The organism is Nostoc sp. LPT (assembly GCF_017115165.1).
Lineage (GTDB): Bacteria > Cyanobacteriota > Cyanobacteriia > Cyanobacteriales > Nostocaceae > Nostoc.
Genome location: NZ_JABXKF010000121.1, coordinates 14,607 through 32,885, shown reverse-complemented (window position 1 = coordinate 32,885; position 18,279 = coordinate 14,607). Strand labels below are relative to the sequence as shown.

General features: G+C 41.8%; 13 protein-coding genes and 2 pseudogenes. 7 read left to right on the top strand and 8 right to left on the bottom strand.

Annotation, left to right across the window (positions count from 1 at the left end; all coding sequences use genetic code 11):
• Window positions 1-234 precede the first annotated feature (234 nt).
• Window positions 235-1,788, top strand: coding sequence for a YcjF family protein (locus tag HWQ58_RS22530; protein WP_292867350.1), 1,554 nt, complete (start codon window positions 235-237; stop codon window positions 1,786-1,788).
• Window positions 1,789-1,913: 125 nt separating this feature from the next.
• Here HWQ58_RS22530 and HWQ58_RS22525 read toward each other — a convergent pair.
• Both HWQ58_RS22525 and HWQ58_RS22520 read right to left on the bottom strand, forming a co-directional pair.
• Window positions 1,914-2,018, bottom strand: a pseudogene (locus tag HWQ58_RS22525) (type II toxin-antitoxin system ParD family antitoxin); the annotation flags it as partial.
• 312 nt (window positions 2,019-2,330) lie between these two features.
• A complete protein-coding gene (locus HWQ58_RS22520) occupies window positions 2,331-3,326 on the bottom strand; it encodes a DUF2806 domain-containing protein (RefSeq protein ID WP_292867347.1) in 996 nt (331 codons plus the stop codon).
• A 430-nt stretch (window positions 3,327-3,756) separates the two neighbouring features.
• Here HWQ58_RS22520 and HWQ58_RS22515 point away from each other — a divergent pair, with 430 nt between their 5' ends.
• Complete coding sequence (locus tag HWQ58_RS22515; protein ID WP_292867344.1) at window positions 3,757-3,897, top strand: hypothetical protein; 141 nt, start codon at window positions 3,757-3,759, stop codon at window positions 3,895-3,897.
• A gap of 13 nt (window positions 3,898-3,910) precedes the next feature.
• Window positions 3,911-4,165, top strand: coding sequence for a hypothetical protein (locus tag HWQ58_RS22510; protein ID WP_292867341.1), 255 nt, complete (start codon window positions 3,911-3,913; stop codon window positions 4,163-4,165).
• 109 nt (window positions 4,166-4,274) lie between these two features.
• On the opposite strand, the gene HWQ58_RS22505 is transcribed toward HWQ58_RS22510, so the two are convergent.
• Window positions 4,275-5,315 carry a class I fructose-bisphosphate aldolase gene (locus tag HWQ58_RS22505; protein WP_292867338.1) on the bottom strand — a complete coding sequence of 347 codons (1,041 nt, stop codon included), beginning with the start codon at window positions 5,313-5,315 and terminating at the stop codon, window positions 4,275-4,277.
• A 495-nt stretch (window positions 5,316-5,810) separates the two neighbouring features.
• On the opposite strand from HWQ58_RS22505, the gene HWQ58_RS22500 reads away from it, so the two are divergent.
• Entirely contained in the window at window positions 5,811-7,565 is a 1,755-nt protein-coding gene (locus HWQ58_RS22500) for a protein kinase (RefSeq protein ID WP_292867335.1), read from the top strand.
• A gap of 100 nt (window positions 7,566-7,665) precedes the next feature.
• Here HWQ58_RS22500 and HWQ58_RS22495 read toward each other — a convergent pair whose 3' ends face one another.
• Window positions 7,666-8,406: an SDR family oxidoreductase gene (locus tag HWQ58_RS22495; protein ID WP_292867332.1), complete on the bottom strand. Its 741-nt coding sequence runs from the start codon at window positions 8,404-8,406 to the stop codon at window positions 7,666-7,668.
• A gap of 225 nt (window positions 8,407-8,631) precedes the next feature.
• On the opposite strand from HWQ58_RS22495, the gene HWQ58_RS22490 reads away from it, so the two are divergent.
• Window positions 8,632-9,588 (top strand): aldo/keto reductase, encoded by a 957-nt coding sequence (locus tag HWQ58_RS22490; protein ID WP_292867329.1) that lies wholly within the window; start codon window positions 8,632-8,634, stop codon window positions 9,586-9,588.
• Window positions 9,589-9,674: 86 nt separating this feature from the next.
• Here HWQ58_RS22490 and HWQ58_RS22485 read toward each other — a convergent pair.
• A pseudogene (locus HWQ58_RS22485) lies at window positions 9,675-9,980 on the bottom strand (class I SAM-dependent methyltransferase); the annotation flags it as partial.
• Window positions 9,981-10,013: 33 nt separating this feature from the next.
• On the opposite strand from HWQ58_RS22485, the gene HWQ58_RS22480 reads away from it, so the two are divergent.
• Together HWQ58_RS22480 and ftsH4 are read left to right on the top strand one after the other, a co-directional pair.
• The gene (locus tag HWQ58_RS22480) at window positions 10,014-11,096 is read left to right on the top strand and encodes a peptidoglycan-binding protein (RefSeq protein WP_292867326.1); all 1,083 of its coding nucleotides are present in this window, start codon (window positions 10,014-10,016) and stop codon (window positions 11,094-11,096) included.
• 1,357 nt (window positions 11,097-12,453) lie between these two features.
• Window positions 12,454-14,322: an ATP-dependent zinc metalloprotease FtsH4 gene (gene ftsH4 / locus HWQ58_RS22475; protein WP_292867323.1), complete on the top strand. Its 1,869-nt coding sequence runs from the start codon at window positions 12,454-12,456 to the stop codon at window positions 14,320-14,322.
• A 91-nt stretch (window positions 14,323-14,413) separates the two neighbouring features.
• Here the strand turns inward: ftsH4 and HWQ58_RS22470 are convergent, their stop codons facing one another.
• From HWQ58_RS22470 to HWQ58_RS22460, 3 genes are all read right to left on the bottom strand, one after another.
• Window positions 14,414-15,634, bottom strand: coding sequence for an MFS transporter (locus HWQ58_RS22470; RefSeq protein WP_292867320.1), 1,221 nt, complete (start codon window positions 15,632-15,634; stop codon window positions 14,414-14,416).
• A 124-nt stretch (window positions 15,635-15,758) separates the two neighbouring features.
• Window positions 15,759-16,931, bottom strand: coding sequence for a molybdopterin-synthase adenylyltransferase MoeB (gene moeB / locus HWQ58_RS22465; protein WP_292867317.1), 1,173 nt, complete (start codon window positions 16,929-16,931; stop codon window positions 15,759-15,761).
• A 140-nt stretch (window positions 16,932-17,071) separates the two neighbouring features.
• Entirely contained in the window at window positions 17,072-17,530 is a 459-nt protein-coding gene (locus tag HWQ58_RS22460; protein ID WP_292867314.1) for a M67 family metallopeptidase, read from the bottom strand.
• Window positions 17,531-18,279 lie beyond the last annotated feature (749 nt).

The window sequence follows — 18,279 nt, the reverse complement described above, 5'->3', positions numbered from 1 at the left end:
AGGGGTTGCATGGTGGTAGGGGGGGAAGAACTAGCCCCAACCACCCGCATGAGTCAAAAGCCCAGCAATAAGAAGGGCAACCGTGAAGTCCTTTGGTTTCAATCCAAAGGACTTCACCTTACACCCTTAAACCCTTAAACCCTTACACCTTTAATGAATACTCTGGTAAAAAATGCTGAAACTATTAAGATTAGAAGCATCTGCCTACTGAATACTTACTAATCTTTCCCAGCCATGCCTCTGTCACGCATAGTAACGTTGATTGTTGGTTTGATCGTCATTTTGGGGCTAGCCCTATGGCTAATTGATTCCCTATCACGCCTCTATTGGCAATTGTCCTATTCGCCGTTGCTAGGCAATTTGTTGCTGTTATTGCTGATTGTGCTGATTGCAGCCTTGGTTGCCGCTTTCGTTTATTATGTATTGGTGATTCGGACTGGGGAAAAGCGATCGCGCCGCAACCCGAAGCGAGTAACTGCGGCGCAAATTCCGGCTGCTAAATCTGATGCTGCTTCTACAACTCTCCAGGCTGTACGGCAACAGGTAGCCCAAATTCAAGATGAAGTCACACGCCAAGCTTTATTAAGTCGATCGCGAGAGATTGAAGCCAACCTCGCACGGGGCGAAATTCAAGTAGTGGTATTTGGTACGGGGAGTGCTGGCAAAACTTCCCTAGTAAATGCGATTATGGGACGTATGGTCGGTCAGGTGGATGCACCGATGGGTACAACTCAGGTTGGAGAAACCTATTGTCTGCGGTTGAAGGGATTAGAACGCAAGATTTTAATTACGGATACGCCGGGGATTTTAGAAGCAGGGGTGGCGGGAACGGAACGCGAACAGATGGCGCGAGAACTGGCAACAGAAGCAGATTTACTGTTGTTTGTAGTAGATAATGATTTACGCCGCTCAGAATATGAGCCGTTGCGGGGGTTGGCAGAAATTGGCAAGCGATCGCTCCTAGTTCTCAACAAAACTGATTTATATACAGATGAAGATAAAGAATCCATCCTTGCTAGGTTGCGTCAACGGGTACGGGGATTTATTGCAACTAATGATGTGGTAGCGATCGCTGCTAATCCGCAACCTGCACAACTAGAAACTGGCGAAACCTTCCAACCAGAACCGGATATTGTTCCTTTGCTGCGGCGCACGGCTGCTGTTTTACGTGCTGAAGGTGAAGATTTGGTGGCGGATAATATTCTTTTGCAATCTCTGCGATTGGGAGACGAAGCGCGAAAACTCATTGATGGCCAGCGTCGCCGTCAAGCTGACAAAATCGTAGAACGGTTTCAATGGATTGGTGCTGGTGTGGTATCAGTCACGCCGATACCAGTTGTAGATTTATTGGCGACAGCCGCAGTCAACGCTCAAATGGTTGTGGAAATTGGCAGAGTATATGGCTGTGAATTGAATATGGAACGGGGAAGAGAATTAGCCCTTTCTTTAGCGAAAACCATCGCTAGTTTGGGCATTGTCAAAGGAGCAATTCAATTATTATCTACAGCTTTGCAACTCAATGTTGCTACCTTTATTATTGGTAGAGCAATTCAAGGCGTGACAGCAGCTTATTTAACGCGAATTGCCGGTAAAAGTTTTATTGAATATTTTCGTCATGACCAAGATTGGGGTGATGGTGGAATGACAGAAGTTGTACAGCGACAGTTTCAAATTAATCGCAGAGATGAATTTATTAAAGCTTTTATTCAAGAAGCGATCGCGCGGGTAGTGAAGCCATTAACAGAAAAATCTGAGGTGGTTGAGGAAGATACGGAAGCTGAGGGTTAGGAGATTCTGAGAAGAGGAGGGCAATATTTATTTTTGGTAAATTACAGTTGATTTGTAACCGTTTACAGGGTTAACGAGTGAATAAGGGTTACAGGCCAATGGCACTAAGAAAAGCCCAAGGCAGACAGTTTCAATGCTTTCACAATGACATCTTCAGCATTTTCATATCTACCTATAGCAATTCGGGTTTGTATAAATTGCTCGTATTCCGCTTGAAGTTGGATGTTCATAGTTTTTACCTCTAGTTAATTAAGAGCGTTACCTAGCCACATTTTCTGTAGCCTGTAAAACTCAGTTGCGGATTATTGTCCTAATCTAATTTTTAAACCATTGTTCACCTCTGGCCACTCAAAAGCGCAAACTAAGAAATTATAGTAATTAATTTCTTCCCAAGGATGGTCAAAGCCTCATATATCAAGGGTATTTAAGAGGCACTACGGCATAGCTTTATTACCCGGTCGGGGCTGATTGCTTACTTTGATAGACAGCAATCTGCGCTACACCAAGATTGTTATACTGTGTGCATAATCGTTTTAACATAACTAAGCTGGTTCCTCAGTAACGATATATGTTTTGTCTCCTATGAATAGGTTTTCACCATTCTCAATAATAGGTGCCCAAGCAATTTTCATACCTTCTCGCTTAAATTTTTGAGCAACAAATTCTATATATTCCATATCAGGCTGAACTGATATAAGTTTCAATAGTTCTGTACCTGCTTTTGTTAACACTCCAACTTGATTTCCGATTTCAGGCGTATCTTTCTCTCTTTCAAAGAAGAGAATTAAAGAGGAGTAAAGTAAATTAGAGGTACTGCCGGAGGTCCTAGCTTCAAAGGAAAAACTTATAAAATCACTATCATTTATAAGACCAGCCTCTTTTAGATCAAGAATTTCAGAAAAGCCAATAGTATTATCTTTCTTAAAAATATATTCTTTTGGGTCAAGGTAAAAAGCTATGTTCTTATTACTTAAGACATATTTCCCTAATTCAACAAAGTTTTCTGCTTCTTGTCGTGAAAGATTTTTCAATTTATCAAGAGTACGTAGCGAGAAAGAACCAGGTTTTGTAATCTCCCCAGCCAGGATTTTCCCCCACCAGTATTGGAGATCTTCTGTTGAAATTTTCTCTGCTATATCAAAGAAATGATTAATCCATTCTGGTTCTGGCTTCTGTTCTGGGATCTCACTTTTATTTGCTAGTTCCTCAGCAGCGTTTGCACATACGGATTCTATATTCTGTTGCTTTCGTAACTCCTGGTATTCACTACGGTTTGCCACACGCTCAGGAAGTGAGAGGATTGGGCTAGGTGTCTCAGAAGATCCCATCATCTTAACTTTACCGTCTTCATAATCTGCACCACCAAGCAACTTACGGCTCTCAGCCATAGCTTCGGAAATAACTCGTATTTCGTAAGCTTTAGCCTCAGCATTTTTCTTGATAAGGTATGGGCGTGAAACTGCACCACACCCTTCAGCCATTACTTCAATAAGCCTCTTCACTGGTTCACTAATGCCAGCTAAATCTTTGATTTCCATTTACAGCTACGTATTTTTTATTTCCTAAAAATCGGTGTTTACAATGGTATATATGTACTAAAAATAATTTAACCGTAAAAACACGTAAAATTAATTTTTTTGTGCCGGACTTGGGCAAAATATTCTGTACTCCTATCAATGCTTTTTTTCCTTAAAGTGCGATCGTCCTTGGTTATGTGGGAAACTAACTCTGGAGCGATCACCGCTGCGCTTATCGTGTTTGTGTCTTTGATCAAGCTATTGACTTTCAAGAAACACAAGGAGTAGGGAGTAGGGAAAGAAGCTGTTTATTTCAATCGTAGCGGGTGGTGCACCGCCAGTGCGCTTGATCCTAAGAAACACAAGGGTGTTGTCCAGCACTTCAATAAATCTGAACACAGTCCATCCGGTTTGGAAAAACCACATCCAGGAAGGAAACAGTAAGATGTAAGTGAAGTTATACTACGATGCGATCGCCTGCTATCAAAAAGCATTGACTATTGCTGAGAAGATATTGCAGGAAGCAACTTCCCACTTAAATAATTCCGAGGCAATTCATATTCTATGTCCTTTCATGTCAGAATCTTGCTAATTGTCACTTGGCGGTGGGACAGTTAATCGAAGCGGAAACTTACTTGCTCAAAGCCCAAAGCAGTGCATCAGATATAATGGGGGCTAGTAAGTTACCAATGGAATTTCGGACACAAGCATATTGTGCTTTCTATGCGGCATTTCAAGATTTAGTCAAGTTTTATGAAGTTCTTGGTCGGGAAGATGCGGTGTCTGAAATCATCATACAATCCAAAGAACAAGCACTTAAGTTTCTTGGGCAAGTCGAAGCAACTCTACCAAGCAACTGATTGTGTAAATAAAATAGCGGTACTGGATAGATAAACACTATTTCCCAAATGCCGCTACAATTCTGTGTTGATGTCGAGGAAAGTCGCTAAAAACTCATGAATTAAACCATCAGACTAAAGTCGGTGCTTTTTCCATCTCTGCATTGTACTGACCCAGGCTGGCTGCTCCGTTTAACTTCGCTCGATGATAGAGTAATTTTTGTGCCTCAGATGTCTTGTCATCATTACCCCGCCAGTATTCTAAAGCTGTTTGCTGAATAGCGCGGGCATAGGAAAAGGTAACAGACCAAGGACATTGGAAAGCAAATTTAGCATTCATCACATTCAGATGTTCCGTTGAGCGTTCGTTACTCTGTCCACCGGAAAGGAAAGCAATTCCGGCAACAGTAACAGGTACGTTCTTGAGTAAGCATTGAATAGTCATTTCTGCTACCTGCTCTACATTCGCCGGATTGGGACAAGTCAAGCCAGAAATCACCATACTAGGTTTAAGTATCATCTGGTCAAACTCAACTTTATGCAGACGCAGTTGATTAAATACCGCTTCTAAAGTTTTATCTGTTACTTCGTAACAATCTTCTATTGTATGGTCGCCATCAATTAATACCTCTGGCTCCACAATTGGTACAAGTCCTCCTTCCTGACACAAAGCAGCATAACGAGCTAGCGCATGAGCATTAGCTTCAATGCAAGTACCGCTGGGAATACGATTACCAATGGTAATCACAGCCCGCCATTTGGCAAAACGTGCGCCCATTTTGTAATATTCAGCAATGCGCTCCCTTAGACCATCTAATCCTTCGGTGACTTTTTCACCTGGACAACCTGCTAAGTTTTGAGCTCCGGCATCAACTTTGATACCAACGATCATACCCGCGTCTTGCATCACCTTGGTAAAAGCAACCCCAGCCTGAGAAAACTGCCTAATAGTTTCATCATAGAGAATAGCTCCACTGATGTATTCCGATAAACCTGGAGTTGTCAGAATTAACTCCCGATAAGCACGTCGTCGTTCTTCTGTCGTGGGGATACCTAACTTTTCAAATCGCTTGTTGCATGTACCGTTGCTTTCATCCATTGCCAGGATACCTTTACCAGGAGCAACCATTGCCTTGGCGGTGTTTCTCAATTCCTGCGCGTATGTACTCATGTTAATCATCCTTTGGTTGGTTTTGGCGATCGCTAGATCCATTGCAGTTATTATTGCAAATAATTTGCAGTAATTCAAATTATTTGTTAAATTATTTTTGTATAGATGCTATAACCTCCTATGTCAGCATTGCTTGTGGGAGATTTATTCTCCCGCATTTTTTCTGATTTTGCCAAAGTCTAGAGAAGCTGGATGGATCAGATCACTGTTGATTTAACTGTCAATAATCATATTATAGATATTTATCTTTATTGATATATTCTTTTAATAAATTGGCAATACTTTTTTTAGGAGACTACCGCTTAGAGGATGTTTGAAAAGTCTTAAAGTTTACTAAAAACCCCACTTCCATTCCTCTCCCCGAAAAGTCGAGAGGCTTTAAAAAATAAAACTTGCATTTAAAGTATCAAAATGGTTATTTATTTCTAAAGTATTCCGGAAACAGCAGGGAATGTCAGAAAAACTAAATAAAAGGACTTACTGAGTAACCAGGTCATGACCCACCACATAATCGGTAAATTACTACAAGGGCGTTACCAAATTGTCCAAAGCCTCGGTGCAGGGGTGTTTGGACAAACATACATTGCTGTAGACGTAGATTATCCAGAGAATCCTAGATGCGTTATTAAGCAGATTAAAGTTAGCAGTTCCGAATCCGGCTACTTGGAGATGCTGAGGTTACTTTTTCTGACTGAAGCCCAAACTTTGAAACTTCTGGGAAGTCATGACCAAATTCCTGAATTTATCGCTTGTTTTGAAGAAAACCAGCAATTTTATTTAGTGCAAGAGTGTATTGAAGGACATGCGCTGACTGCGGAATTGCCCATCGATGCACAATGGGGCTGTCTGTGGAGTGAAAGCGAAGTTGTAGAATTCCTGATCGATGTCTTAGGTATTCTAGAATTTGTTCACTCTCAAGGTGTGATCCATTGCGATATCAAACCGGAAAACTTGATTAGACGTACTGTTGATAACAAGTTAGTTATGATTGACTTTGGCTCAATCCAGTCGATCGATTTTGGCATAGGTGCAGAATTGCCCATTTATAGAATTCCCGTCACTTCATTGGGATACATACCGCCAGAACAATTTATTGGTCAAACACAGCCCAGCAGTGATATTTATGCTTTAGGTATGATTGCTATCCAGGCTTTAACAGGGCTAGAACCACTACAATTAAAAACCGATCCTTCTACTAATGAAATTTTTTGGCGTTCTCAAAACACGCCAGTTAACGATTATTTAGCTGCTGTTCTCAGCCAAATGATCGGCTATAATTACCAAGACCGCTTTCAGTCTGCGGGTGAAGTGCTGCGGGTACTCAAACAAATAATCTGGGAACCTCAGCCATCAGAAACATTAGAGAAAGATTCTCAATTTACTCTAGAAGTCGCGAAAAATCATCCCGCCTCTGGAAAATCATCCCCATTATTAACGGGAATGAAAGTAGGACTGGCAGCTAATTCTTTAGTAATGGGATTTGGTGTATATTCTTTAGTTAATACTGCACCTGCATATTCAGAAACAGATACATTATATAAAGCAACAAAAGAATATCAAGCAGGAGATTTGGAAGAAGCGATCGCACTCGCTAAATCAATTCCTTCTCACAGCAATGTTTATCCAGAAGCGCAGGCTACAATTGAAGAATGGCAAGAGCAATGGCAAGTAGCTGCACAGCAATACGAAATCGCACAAACAGCTTTTAAAGAGAGCAGATGGTCAGATGTTCTTCATGCTGCTGCTAAAGTTCCAAAAATTTTCTACTGGCAATCTAAAACAGATAAAATAGTTCAGCAAGCATCTGTAAACATTGAAATACAGACGCAAGATTTATTAGCAAAAGCTTACGAAAAAGCTGCTGAAAAAGATTTTTCTGCCGCCTTACAATATCTGCGTGAAATTCCTCAAGAAAGTCATGCGGGTGCTTTAGTTCAAGACAAGTTAGCTGAATACAATCGAAAACGGCAGATCAGAGCAGCCTACTTTTTACAGAAAGCCAATAAACAAGCATCTATTGGTGATTTTGATAGAGCTGTAAAATTTCTCAAAAATATTCCCCAAGATACTCTAGTTTATGCTCAAGCTCAAGTCAAATTGAATGAGTATACTCAAAAACAACGCGTATTGACTGACAATCAAAAGATAGCTTCTGCAAAAAAAACAAATTTATTCATCCCGAAAAACTCAGTTACTAAGGTTGAATATCTTCAAGGAGTAAATTATTTTCAAGAAGTTAATATTCGGTAAATTTAGTAATTCGTAATTCGTAATGACGCTCTTGCTAGCTTCCCCGTAGAGGTACGATGGGGGACAAGGGGAATAACCCATGCCCAGTACCCTCTAATTTTTACCAAGGAAGCACACCATTTTCATCAAAAAAACCTCCACTAGAACCATGATCAGGTAAAGTAGCTAGTCTTACTGCTGCGATCGCACCCTGCTCAACAGTGCGATACCCTTGATATTGATTAATGTCAGTTGCTGTAAAACCTGGATCGGCAGCATTGATTTTAATTGGGGTATCTTTAAGTTCAGCAGCCAACAAAACTGTGATTGCATTCACTGCTGTCTTTGATGAGTTATAAGCAAGAAGCTTATAGTCAGCGAATTCATAATTTGGATCGGAGTTTTGAGTCAGAGAACCTAAACCACTTGATAAATTCACTATTCGCCCTGCTTTTGACTTCTTTAAAAGTGGCAACAACGCTTTTATAACTGCAAACACTCCAAATACATTCGTTTCATAAGTATGTCGCAGTGTTTCAATATCAACTTGACTAGGTGGAAGGCGATCGCTATCACTTAGTATTCCAGCATTGTTCACAAGGATATCAAGTTTTCCGAATTCGCTCTCGATTTGTTTAGCCGCAGAGTCGATTGTTTTTTGGTCGCTCACATCAAGTTGAATTGTTCGGGCATCAATCTGGCTGAAACGAAGTTTATTCGCCGCTTCTTCACCACGCCCTATATCTCTTGAACCAACAAGAACAGTAGCACCTCTAGAACCTAATTGGCGGGCAATCTCATACCCAATACCTTTGTTTGCACCTGTGATCAGCGCAACTTTGCTTTTTAAATCTTCTGACATATTGCTTCTCTATTTTGATCGACACTAACAACTGTTACAATGTTTGAGCAAGTTTAGTATACAAGTAGTGTGTATCAACACAATATTCAAGATTTAGTAATTCTACACAAATAGTGATTGGCTGTCATGTTTGCGCTAGTAGTAATTCACACCTTAGATAGCTGTTGAGATAATATTTGCAGCCTAAAGTAGCAATTGACTCAAAAATTCTTGAAGAAAGTAGATATGCAAACCAAACAGCTTGGCAATTCAGAGCTTAACATTACCCCAATCGGCTTTGGAGCCTGGGCGATTGGTGGAGGTGGGTGGGCTTTTGGCTGGGGAGAGCAAAATGACCAGGAATCGATCGCTGCGATCAATCGCGCTCTCGACCTCGGCGTTAATTGGATTGACACCGCAGCTGTCTATGGTCTGGGGCATTCGGAGGAGGTTGTTGCTAAGGCGCTCAAAGGTCGATCTAGTCGCCCCTACATTTTCACTAAATGTTCACTAATCTGGGATGAAAAGGGCGAAATTGGTCACAGCCTGAAGGCGGATTCTGTGCGGCGGGAGGTTGAAGCCAGTCTGCGCCGACTCGACATTGAAACCATCGACCTCTACCAGATCCACTGGCCCAACCCTGACTCAGAAGTTGAAGAAGGCTGGACGACTCTCGCCAAGCTCAAGGATGAGGGTAAGGTTCGCAATATCGGGGTTTCAAACTTCAATGTAGAACAGTTGAAACGTATCCAAAAGATTGCACCAGTTACGTCATTGCAACCACCTTATTCATTGGTGAAGCCTGATGTCGAAAAAGAGATTCTGCCTTTTTGTAAAGAAAACAACATAGGTGTGATTGTTTATGCACCTATGCAATCTGGCTTGCTCACAGGAAAGATGACACCTGAGCGGGTTGCTAATTTCCCAGATAATGATTGGCGCAAAAACAATAGTGAATTTCAGGAGCCACGTCTATCTCGCAACCTGAAGTTAGTTGAGGTGTTGCAACACATTGGTCAACAACACGATCGCTCACCAGGTGAGGTGGCGATCACTTGGACTTTAAATAATCCGGCAGTGACTGCGGCGATCGTTGGCGGACGCAATTCCAAGCAGGTGGAAGGAATCATTGGTGCTGGAGACTTTCGCCTCAATCAGCAGGAACTAAATGATATTGACACTTTCCTACGCGAGAATCCATAAAATCTCTGGTGGAAAACCTCACAAACCCCACGGCTTTAGCTGGGGGTTTATTTAATACTTTTATTCAGCAACCGCTAAAAGTTCTTTCACTTTGTCGCTACGCCGATAATATGAAGACTAACAATTGGCAATTGTGCATCAAATCGCTCATAATGGATGCTACTAAAACCAGCTTTTCCTAATGCTATCCAAGTTTCTTTATCTGGATGACAACCATTATCTATTGCTTTCCACATCGGACTAATTGTGTTTTTTAGTTGTTGCAATAAACTTTCTTGAGGTGAGGCGACATGTTCAATAAATAAGAAGCGTCCACCTGGCTTAAGTACTCTTAAAATTGCCTGCAACGTATAATCTATATTCGGCACTGAGCACAAAACTGATGTACTAACAACAGTATCGAATTATTTCATTCAATAAAAACTATGAGCTTTAAACTTCAAGCTTTGCAACTTCCTACTCTGCAAAAAAAATCCGAAGGGCTGATTGTAACTGCTTGGCAGAAATTTCTTTTAGATTATGACTTCCCTATTGCTGCCGTTGATGGAGATTTTGGGAATATTACAGCTCAAGCAACTCGTGATTATCAGACTAGTAATGCTTTAACAGTAACGGGAATTGTCGATACTGCTACTTATAAAAAAGCGATAGAGCAAGGTTTTGCAATTTATTTTGCTATCTATACCAATGGCGGAGAAAAATTATTAACCTATCTCAATTTTGGAGAAAATGAGGTCAAAGACTTACAAAAAAGTTTAACAGCGATCGGTCGTTTGAATCCGCCGTTAGTAGCTGATGGGGACTTTGGCCCCAACAGTACAAAAGGACTAGCTGAAACTTATAAAATAAGAGACATCAATTTTCGAGCCGAATTAGCTCAACAGCTTTCTAATACAACAAAAACCAAGCTTGGCATTGATTTTGAGTTGGCTTTAGGCAACATAACTGAATACGCTAAAAAATTAAGACAACGACTGAGTGGAAAAGCCTGGGTTAATTTTTTCCCAGATAGCGACTTAATTGATGATTTAGCTTCTCCCTTCCGTCAAAAAGTACAAGCTTTTGAGCAAGCCTTAAAAAATGCCGGAGCTAATATCGATATCGCTTCAGTATTCCGCCCCTCAGAGCGGGCTTATTTAATGCACTATGCTTTCCGTATTAGTAATAATGAAATTGCTGCCAAAGATGTTCCACCTATGCCTAATGTAGATATTAATTGGCTACATTACACCAATGCTGGCTCTGTCCAAGCTGCTAAAGAAATGGTGTCTGCTTATAATATTGCTTTTCGACCTGTTCTTACCTCTCGTCATACCCAAAGATTAGCAATTGATTGGGAAATTACTTGGTCAGGAACCTTAAATATCAAAAACGCTAGTGGAACTACAGTTAGTATTAATCAGCCACGAACGAGTTATGAAAATTCTACTTTATGGCAGGTTGGCCGTTCTTACGGTGTGATTAAATTATCTAGCGATCGCCCCCACTGGTCTAATGATGGACATTAATGGATAGAGGAACCGCATAAAGGAGTGAAACGATCAAAATGTCAAGTAGTAGAGGTAGTAATAAGACTCAGTATTTTTCTCTATCCAAGAACAATTGTATATTTAGCTACAACCGTCCTCATTTGGGGAAGTGGGAAAAGTGGGAAAAGTAGGATGTTTTGCAGTAGTCCTTGATTATCCTGCTATTAAGCTCTAACTTCTTGTATATTACATATTCATTATCAAGTTATACAGGTAATTGATAAATGTCATAAATATCGCACAATCTCATACAAAATATTTAAGAAGTATGCTCATTAATTGTGAGTAAGTATAATTTAGATGCGTTTGCTCTGCGTACATCATTGCACCAAAGCACTGAGCCAACAAGGATATCACACCTTTAGGCTAAAAAATGAGGACAAACAATCACCACTCTTAATCTCTACCTAGAGTTGGCTAAATTGCAAATTGATGCAGGGCAGCTTGATGCAGCATTCCAAACACAACAAAATGCAAATTATGTGATTACATTAAAAGTTTTAGCGTTAGCTTAAACTAGTATATCAAAACTTGAACTTAATATTTTACCTAAAAGTTTCGCTATTTCTCCAGATAAGCATACTTTTATGTACCCAATTAATGAGCTTTTTTAGTATTAGTAGATATCGATTTATCTAGAGATAAGCTAATTCAGTTTCTGGAAGTAGTTTTGATTTGCTTTATTTATATGTATAGCCACTTTTAGGATTATTTATATCATTTTGAAATCTTTTTTAGTTTTTATTAGTAAATAAGATGCGTTCGCCCTGGCTCCACCAAGACTTCAGAATAAGTCTTCGTGGGGGATTTCTATTTGCATCTCCTAATCTCTGCATATTCTTTGAGTACGGTAAACCGTATTTGCTCGTTAGTTCCCAAAGATTAATTAAATTGTTAAGTTTAATTACATAAATGAAAAAAAAGGCTGCAAACATTGCTAAATCGAAGAAATTATGAGAAACGCTAGTATCCTTGACGATCGAGACAAGCTGAACAACTTTGTGTCACCCTTAGCAAGTCTTCTCCCTTGGCTCTAGAGTCATCTCCCAAAAAAGACGCTTTAGCGCATAGCGAGTTCGCGAGCGTCACAAGCGTCATCAGCGTCACAGCCCATCGTTGACATTGCTTAGATTGGGCGAATATACCAGCATTTTGACCAGTCTTTAATCAAGTTTCTCAAAGCGTTAAGGGAAATCAGGAACAGGGGAAGCAGCAAAGCAGAGGAGAAATTGCAATAAGTTTTTTCCCTCTGCCCCTCTGCCCCTTTGCACCTCTGCCTCTTGTGCTCCATACACAATTTTCAATTTAGTTTTCATTTTAAGGATTGGTAAAATCTATGGCAATTAAAGAACAGCCTAAGTCACCTCGGTTTCGGATCGTTGCTAATATATTACTGGCAGTATCAGGGCTATTCCTGCTCTTAAATTTATTTTTGCCTGGTTTATTTGCTTCTGGCCCTACTGGTGTTCCTTATAGCTTATTTATTCATCAAGTACAGGAAGGGGAAGTCAGCCGCGTTTCCGTTGGTCAAAACCAGATTCTTTACCAACTAAAAACAGAAAATGCCGAATCGCCGTCGGTATTTGCAACTACACCAATCTTTGATTTAGAGTTACCCAAACTGCTAGAAGAAAAGGGAGTTGAGTTTGCTGCTACACCGCCACCCAAGAATACTTGGTTTACAACCCTCTTAAGTTGGGTGATTCCACCACTGATTTTTATTGGTATTTGGCAGTTCTTTCTCGCCCGTGGTAGCGGTGGTGGTGGCCCCCAAGGTGTTCTCTCCATTGGTAAGAGCAAGGCTAAGGTTTACGTTGAAGGCGAATCGGCTAAAATCACCTTTACAGATGTGGCTGGAGTCGAAGAAGCGAAAACTGAGTTAGTGGAAATTGTGGATTTCCTCAAGACTCCGGCACGGTTTACGCAAATTGGCGCTAGGATTCCCAAAGGTGTGTTGTTAGTTGGCCCTCCAGGTACTGGTAAGACACTTTTAGCGAAAGCTGTAGCAGGAGAAGCAGGAGTTCCATTTTTCAGCATCTCTGGTTCTGAGTTTGTAGAATTGTTTGTTGGTGTGGGTTCTTCCAGAGTACGGGATTTGTTTGAACAAGCCAAAAAACAAGCTCCCTGTATTGTATTCATTGATGAATTAGATGCGATCGGTAAATCTCGTAGCAGTAACGGCTTCTACGGTGGTAACGATGAGCGAGAACAAACCCTCAACCAATTACTAACTGAGATGGATGGGTTTGCAGCTGGGGATGCAACGGTAATTGTGCTAGCAGCTACCAACCGCCCGGAAGTACTAGATCCTGCATTGCTGCGTCCAGGCCGCTTTGACCGCCAAGTGTTGGTAGACCGTCCCGATTTATCCGATCGTGAAGCAATTCTCAAGATTCACGCTCAAAAGGTAAAATTAGGAGATGATGTAGATTTAAGAGCGATCGCTACTCGTACCCCCGGTTTTGCTGGCGCAGATTTGGCAAACTTGGTAAACGAAGCCGCATTATTGGCAGCGCGCAATCTGCGTGAAAAGGTTGCTCAAGAAGACTTTGCCGAAGCAATTGAGCGGGTAGTTGCCGGTTTAGAGAAGAAGAGTCGCGTGATGAACGAGACTGAGAAAAAGATTGTTGCATACCATGAAGTTGGTCACGCAATGGTGGGGGCACTGACAACAGGAAACGGTCGTGTAGAAAAGATTTCGATTATTCCTCGTGGGATGGCAGCTTTGGGCTACACTCTGCAATTACCAACTGAAGACCGCTTTTTGATGAATGAAGATGAACTGCGGGGTCAGATTGCAACTCTGTTAGGTGGACGTTCCGCCGAAGAGGTTGTGTTTAATAGTATTACCACAGGTGCTTCCAACGATTTGCAACGAGCAACTGACTTGGCAGAACGGATGGTAACAGCTTATGGTATGAGTAAAGTCTTAGGGCCATTGGCTTATCAACAAGGACAACAAGCAGCATTCCTGGGTAATGGTGCTACTAATCCTCGGCGGGCGGTAAGTGAAGATACATCCAAAGCCATTGATAGCGAAGTCAAGGAAATCGTGGAAACAGCCCACGAACAAGCCGTAGAGATTCTCAGACAGAATCGAGACTTGCTAGAAACGATCGCCACTCAACTCTTAGAAACAGAGGTCATTGAAGGCGAGAAACTGCACAGTTTGTTGAGTCAAGTGAAACCTGTAACTCATTCGTAATTCGTAATTAAGAAAGTCAGATTTCATCCACAGAGGTACGCAGAGAATAACTTTGCGTACCTACCTTGTGGGAAGGCGAAACGCCTATGCGTTAAACCTCTGCGCTACTTTGCGTTTCCGAAATGCCACTCACCGCAATGCAAACACCAGCCAGGAAAAATGCTAATCCACCCCCAACAGCACCAACAAAAGGTGTTATCTGTTGCGGTTGAGGAAATATAACGCCAAACAAACTCATCCCTAAAGCAAACCCACCAAAATACATCCCAATTCCTAATCCCGCCCACCGCTGGGGTACTAACCCTAAAGCAAAAGGAATTGCCCCGTTGACAATTAAACTAAAGCTAGCAACAATTAATACAATTATCGGAATTTGTGCGCCCACAGATATCATTATCAATAACGAGGGAATGATTGCACAGATCCCACAAAGCATTGCTTGACGATTACCAATTTTGACTGCAAAAATTCCAGCGGGTATGCTGGCAATTGCGATCGCTATTCCAATCCACACCATCAGCACATCAATATTATCAGTATTCAGTTGGGTTTTCAGCACTTTACCCAAGACATCCATGAGAAATCGAATACCCCACGCGACACCGAAACCAGTTCCTAAAATCAAAGCCAATTTCTGTAAAGGTAACTTTACTGTTTCTGCTTGGTGTATATCTACTGGTGCTTCTGGAGGATTGACTAAGCGCAACACAGCCGCCGCCCCCAGCATGACAAAAGAACCAATTGCAAAGGTATAAACTGGGCCTAAACTCAGAATAAACTTGTAGCTTATCGGTCTAAAAGCCCCAATCACACCGCCTGTTAAAGTGACAAAACTGACTGCTAAAGGTAACTGGGCTGGTGTCGAATACATCCCCAATAGGCACATAACTGGAGAACGAAATATTGTCATTGCCAATGCCCAAGCTACCAATACTATAGGTAAGAGCGATGCCTGCGGCGGGCTAAGCCTACGCATCACGGTAGTAGGCGGGATCAAACTTACAACGCATGGTATGGCAATAAACAAAGCCGATGCCAGAATCATACCTACTGAGATAAAAGGAAACCGAGTTCCTACCCAGCGTCTAGCTTGGTCTGAAAGTCCACCCATCACTGGTTCCAGCACCGCACCCAAAGCATTTTCGACTAGCACCAAACCAACTGCTAATGATGCAGGAAAACCAAATTGAGTCAAAAGTTGTGGCAGATATATATTATAAATTAACCACGAGAGGGTAATTGCTCCCTGCACCACTGCCAACACCCAAACTTGCACCCATAAAATATTCAGATGAGATTTCAAGGTAGTCATAAGCAAACGGGGAATGGGAGACAAGGGAGAAGGGGGAGACAAGGGAGAAAATTTTACCTTGTCCCCCTTGTCCCCCTTGTCTTCCTCATTCCCTCATCTACTCTTTAGAGAAAGCGGTGCGCTTTTAATACTCCGGAACTGACTGATCGATTTCTTTACTCCAAGCGGTAATTCCGCCTTTGACATTCGTCCCGACAATTCCGGCTTCCTTGAGGATGGCGAGGGCTTTTGCCGATCGCCCGCCCATCTTACAATGAGCAATTAAACGATGACCGTTTAATATTTCCTTCACTTTAGCAACGCCATTGCCATTTTCAATGTCTGGTAAGGGCACCAACACTGAACCTGGAATCTTAGCAATGTCGTACTCATTGGGGTTGCGGACATCCAGCAGTACAAAATCCTTCGCACCGCTATCTAACAACTCCTTCAAATCCTTGACGGTCATTTCTTGACTTTCCATCTGCTGTTTTGCCTCCTCTGCCTTAGCTTGTGGAATCCCGCAGAATTCTTCGTAGTCTATCAGCTTTTCAATCACTGGGCGAATCGGGTTCGGACGCAGTTTCAACTCCCGAAATTTCATATCCAAGGCGTTGTATAGCAGCAATCGCCCACTGAGAGTGTTGCCTTGTCCCAAAATGATTTTAACAGTTTCAGTTGCCTGGATCAAACCAATAATTCCTGGCAAAATTCCCAATACGCCACCTTCTGCACAAGAAGGAACCATTCCTGGTGGTGGTGGTTCTGGGAAAAGGTCACGATAATTCGGGCCACCTGCGTAATTAAATACAGTAGCTTGCCCTTCAAAGCGTAAAATTGAACCGTAGACGTTGGGCTTATTCAACAACACGCAGGCATCGTTAACTAGATATCTGGTGGGGAAGTTATCAGTACCATCCACTACGATATCGTAAGGTTGAATAAGTTCCAGGGCGTTTTCGGAACTCAGACGGGTTTCGTATAAATCAACCTGACAATAGGGGTTAATCTCGTGAATGCGGTTTTTTGCTGATTCAATCTTGGGTTTACCCACCCAGGATGTACCGTGAATTACTTGGCGTTGCAAATTAGAAGTATCGACAACATCAAAATCGACAATCCCGATGCGTCCAATACCCGCCGCCGCCAAATATAAAAGTAGTGGTGAACCGAGTCCACCTGTACCGATACATATTACACTAGCGGCTTTCAGGCGCTTCTGTCCTTCTAGTCCTACTTCCGGTAAAATTAGGTGTCGGGAGTAGCGTTCGTAATCGTCTTTGGTCAACTGGATTTCGTCCAGATTGGGATTGAGCATAGCAGTTATGATGTGGGAAAGCGGAATATTAATCCTATCGAAAAACTGGATATTATATAGAAATAGGAGTCGGAAAGACGAATTTTCATCTGTGATAGCGGCGAAAACCGCGATGAGTGACTGTCTTTAAACTAAGCCAGTTATTTTATATTTTCAATTTCCTCTGCTTGAAACTGATGAGTATCATCAAGGCTCCAACTTTTGAGTTCTCCAGCTTTGCCGTTTTGGACGGAAACTATTATATACGAGTATCCCTGCCAAGCGTATAGGCGATCGCATTCTGAAGGGATAGCAGGATGATCTGGGTGGGAGTGAAAAATGCCGATAATGTTTAGTGAGCGATCGCGTGCTTCCCTTTGTGTTTTTAACATAACTTCGGGTGCGATCGTATATTGCCGTCTTTTACTTTCTGTTCTACGTCCCCCTGGAAACTCAGCCGCCGCTTCTGTATTCCAAGCATTTTCTGTTGGTATGACTTCTACCACAGTTTTGCCCTCATTAGCCAGATAGCCCAAAATTATACCACAGCACTCATCTGGGTAAGTGCTTTCGGCATGGGTGCGGATGGTTTGCAAGTGTTCTGGGCTAAGTTGGATCATGTCTGCGTTTATAATTTTAGCAACTTTTAACAATTCTTGCTGAATGCGTATGTTAGCAAAAACCGCAGGCGATCGCTTAATCTTTGATCGTAGTGCTAGGCTAAGGCGAGTGCAGTGACTCAGGTAAAATTTGCACAATTTTTGGGTGGTGTAACACTAACTGAAAAGAACTTTGTGGTTGTTTAATCTTCATTAGCGCTCTACGATCGCTCTAGGCATGGAATGGGAGGTACTTAAAACAGCACCTCCGATTCGATTGTTTAATGCAATTAGTGCTAACAGAGAGTATGTGTTGGGTTTTATTCCTCAACTTTTGGCATGGGTGCGGATGGTTTGCAGTATTCTTGGTTAAGTTGGTTTATGTCTGCGGTGATAATTTTTATAACCTATAGCGATTCTTGCACGGTTATATATTGGCAGGCGATCGCTCTTGATCGTAGTATAAGTTAACCAAGGCGTAGGCGACCATTTACCGCAGGCGTTAGCGTTCGCGCAGCGTCTCGTAGAGAAGCTTACCGTTCGCGTAGCGTCTCGTAGAGAAGGTATCGCAGCCTTTAAAGAAATAATATATGTATTTTTTATCACTTCTTAAAACATTTGCCTACTAGGTTATAAACTGATGCGCGTCTAGATTGTACATTGCAATTGTTAAGACTGTCATGCAGTCAATGGTCATCTGTCCTTTGAAATACAAATGACTAATGACAACCCTCTCCTGAAGGAGACGCTGCGCGAACATGAGTAAATAT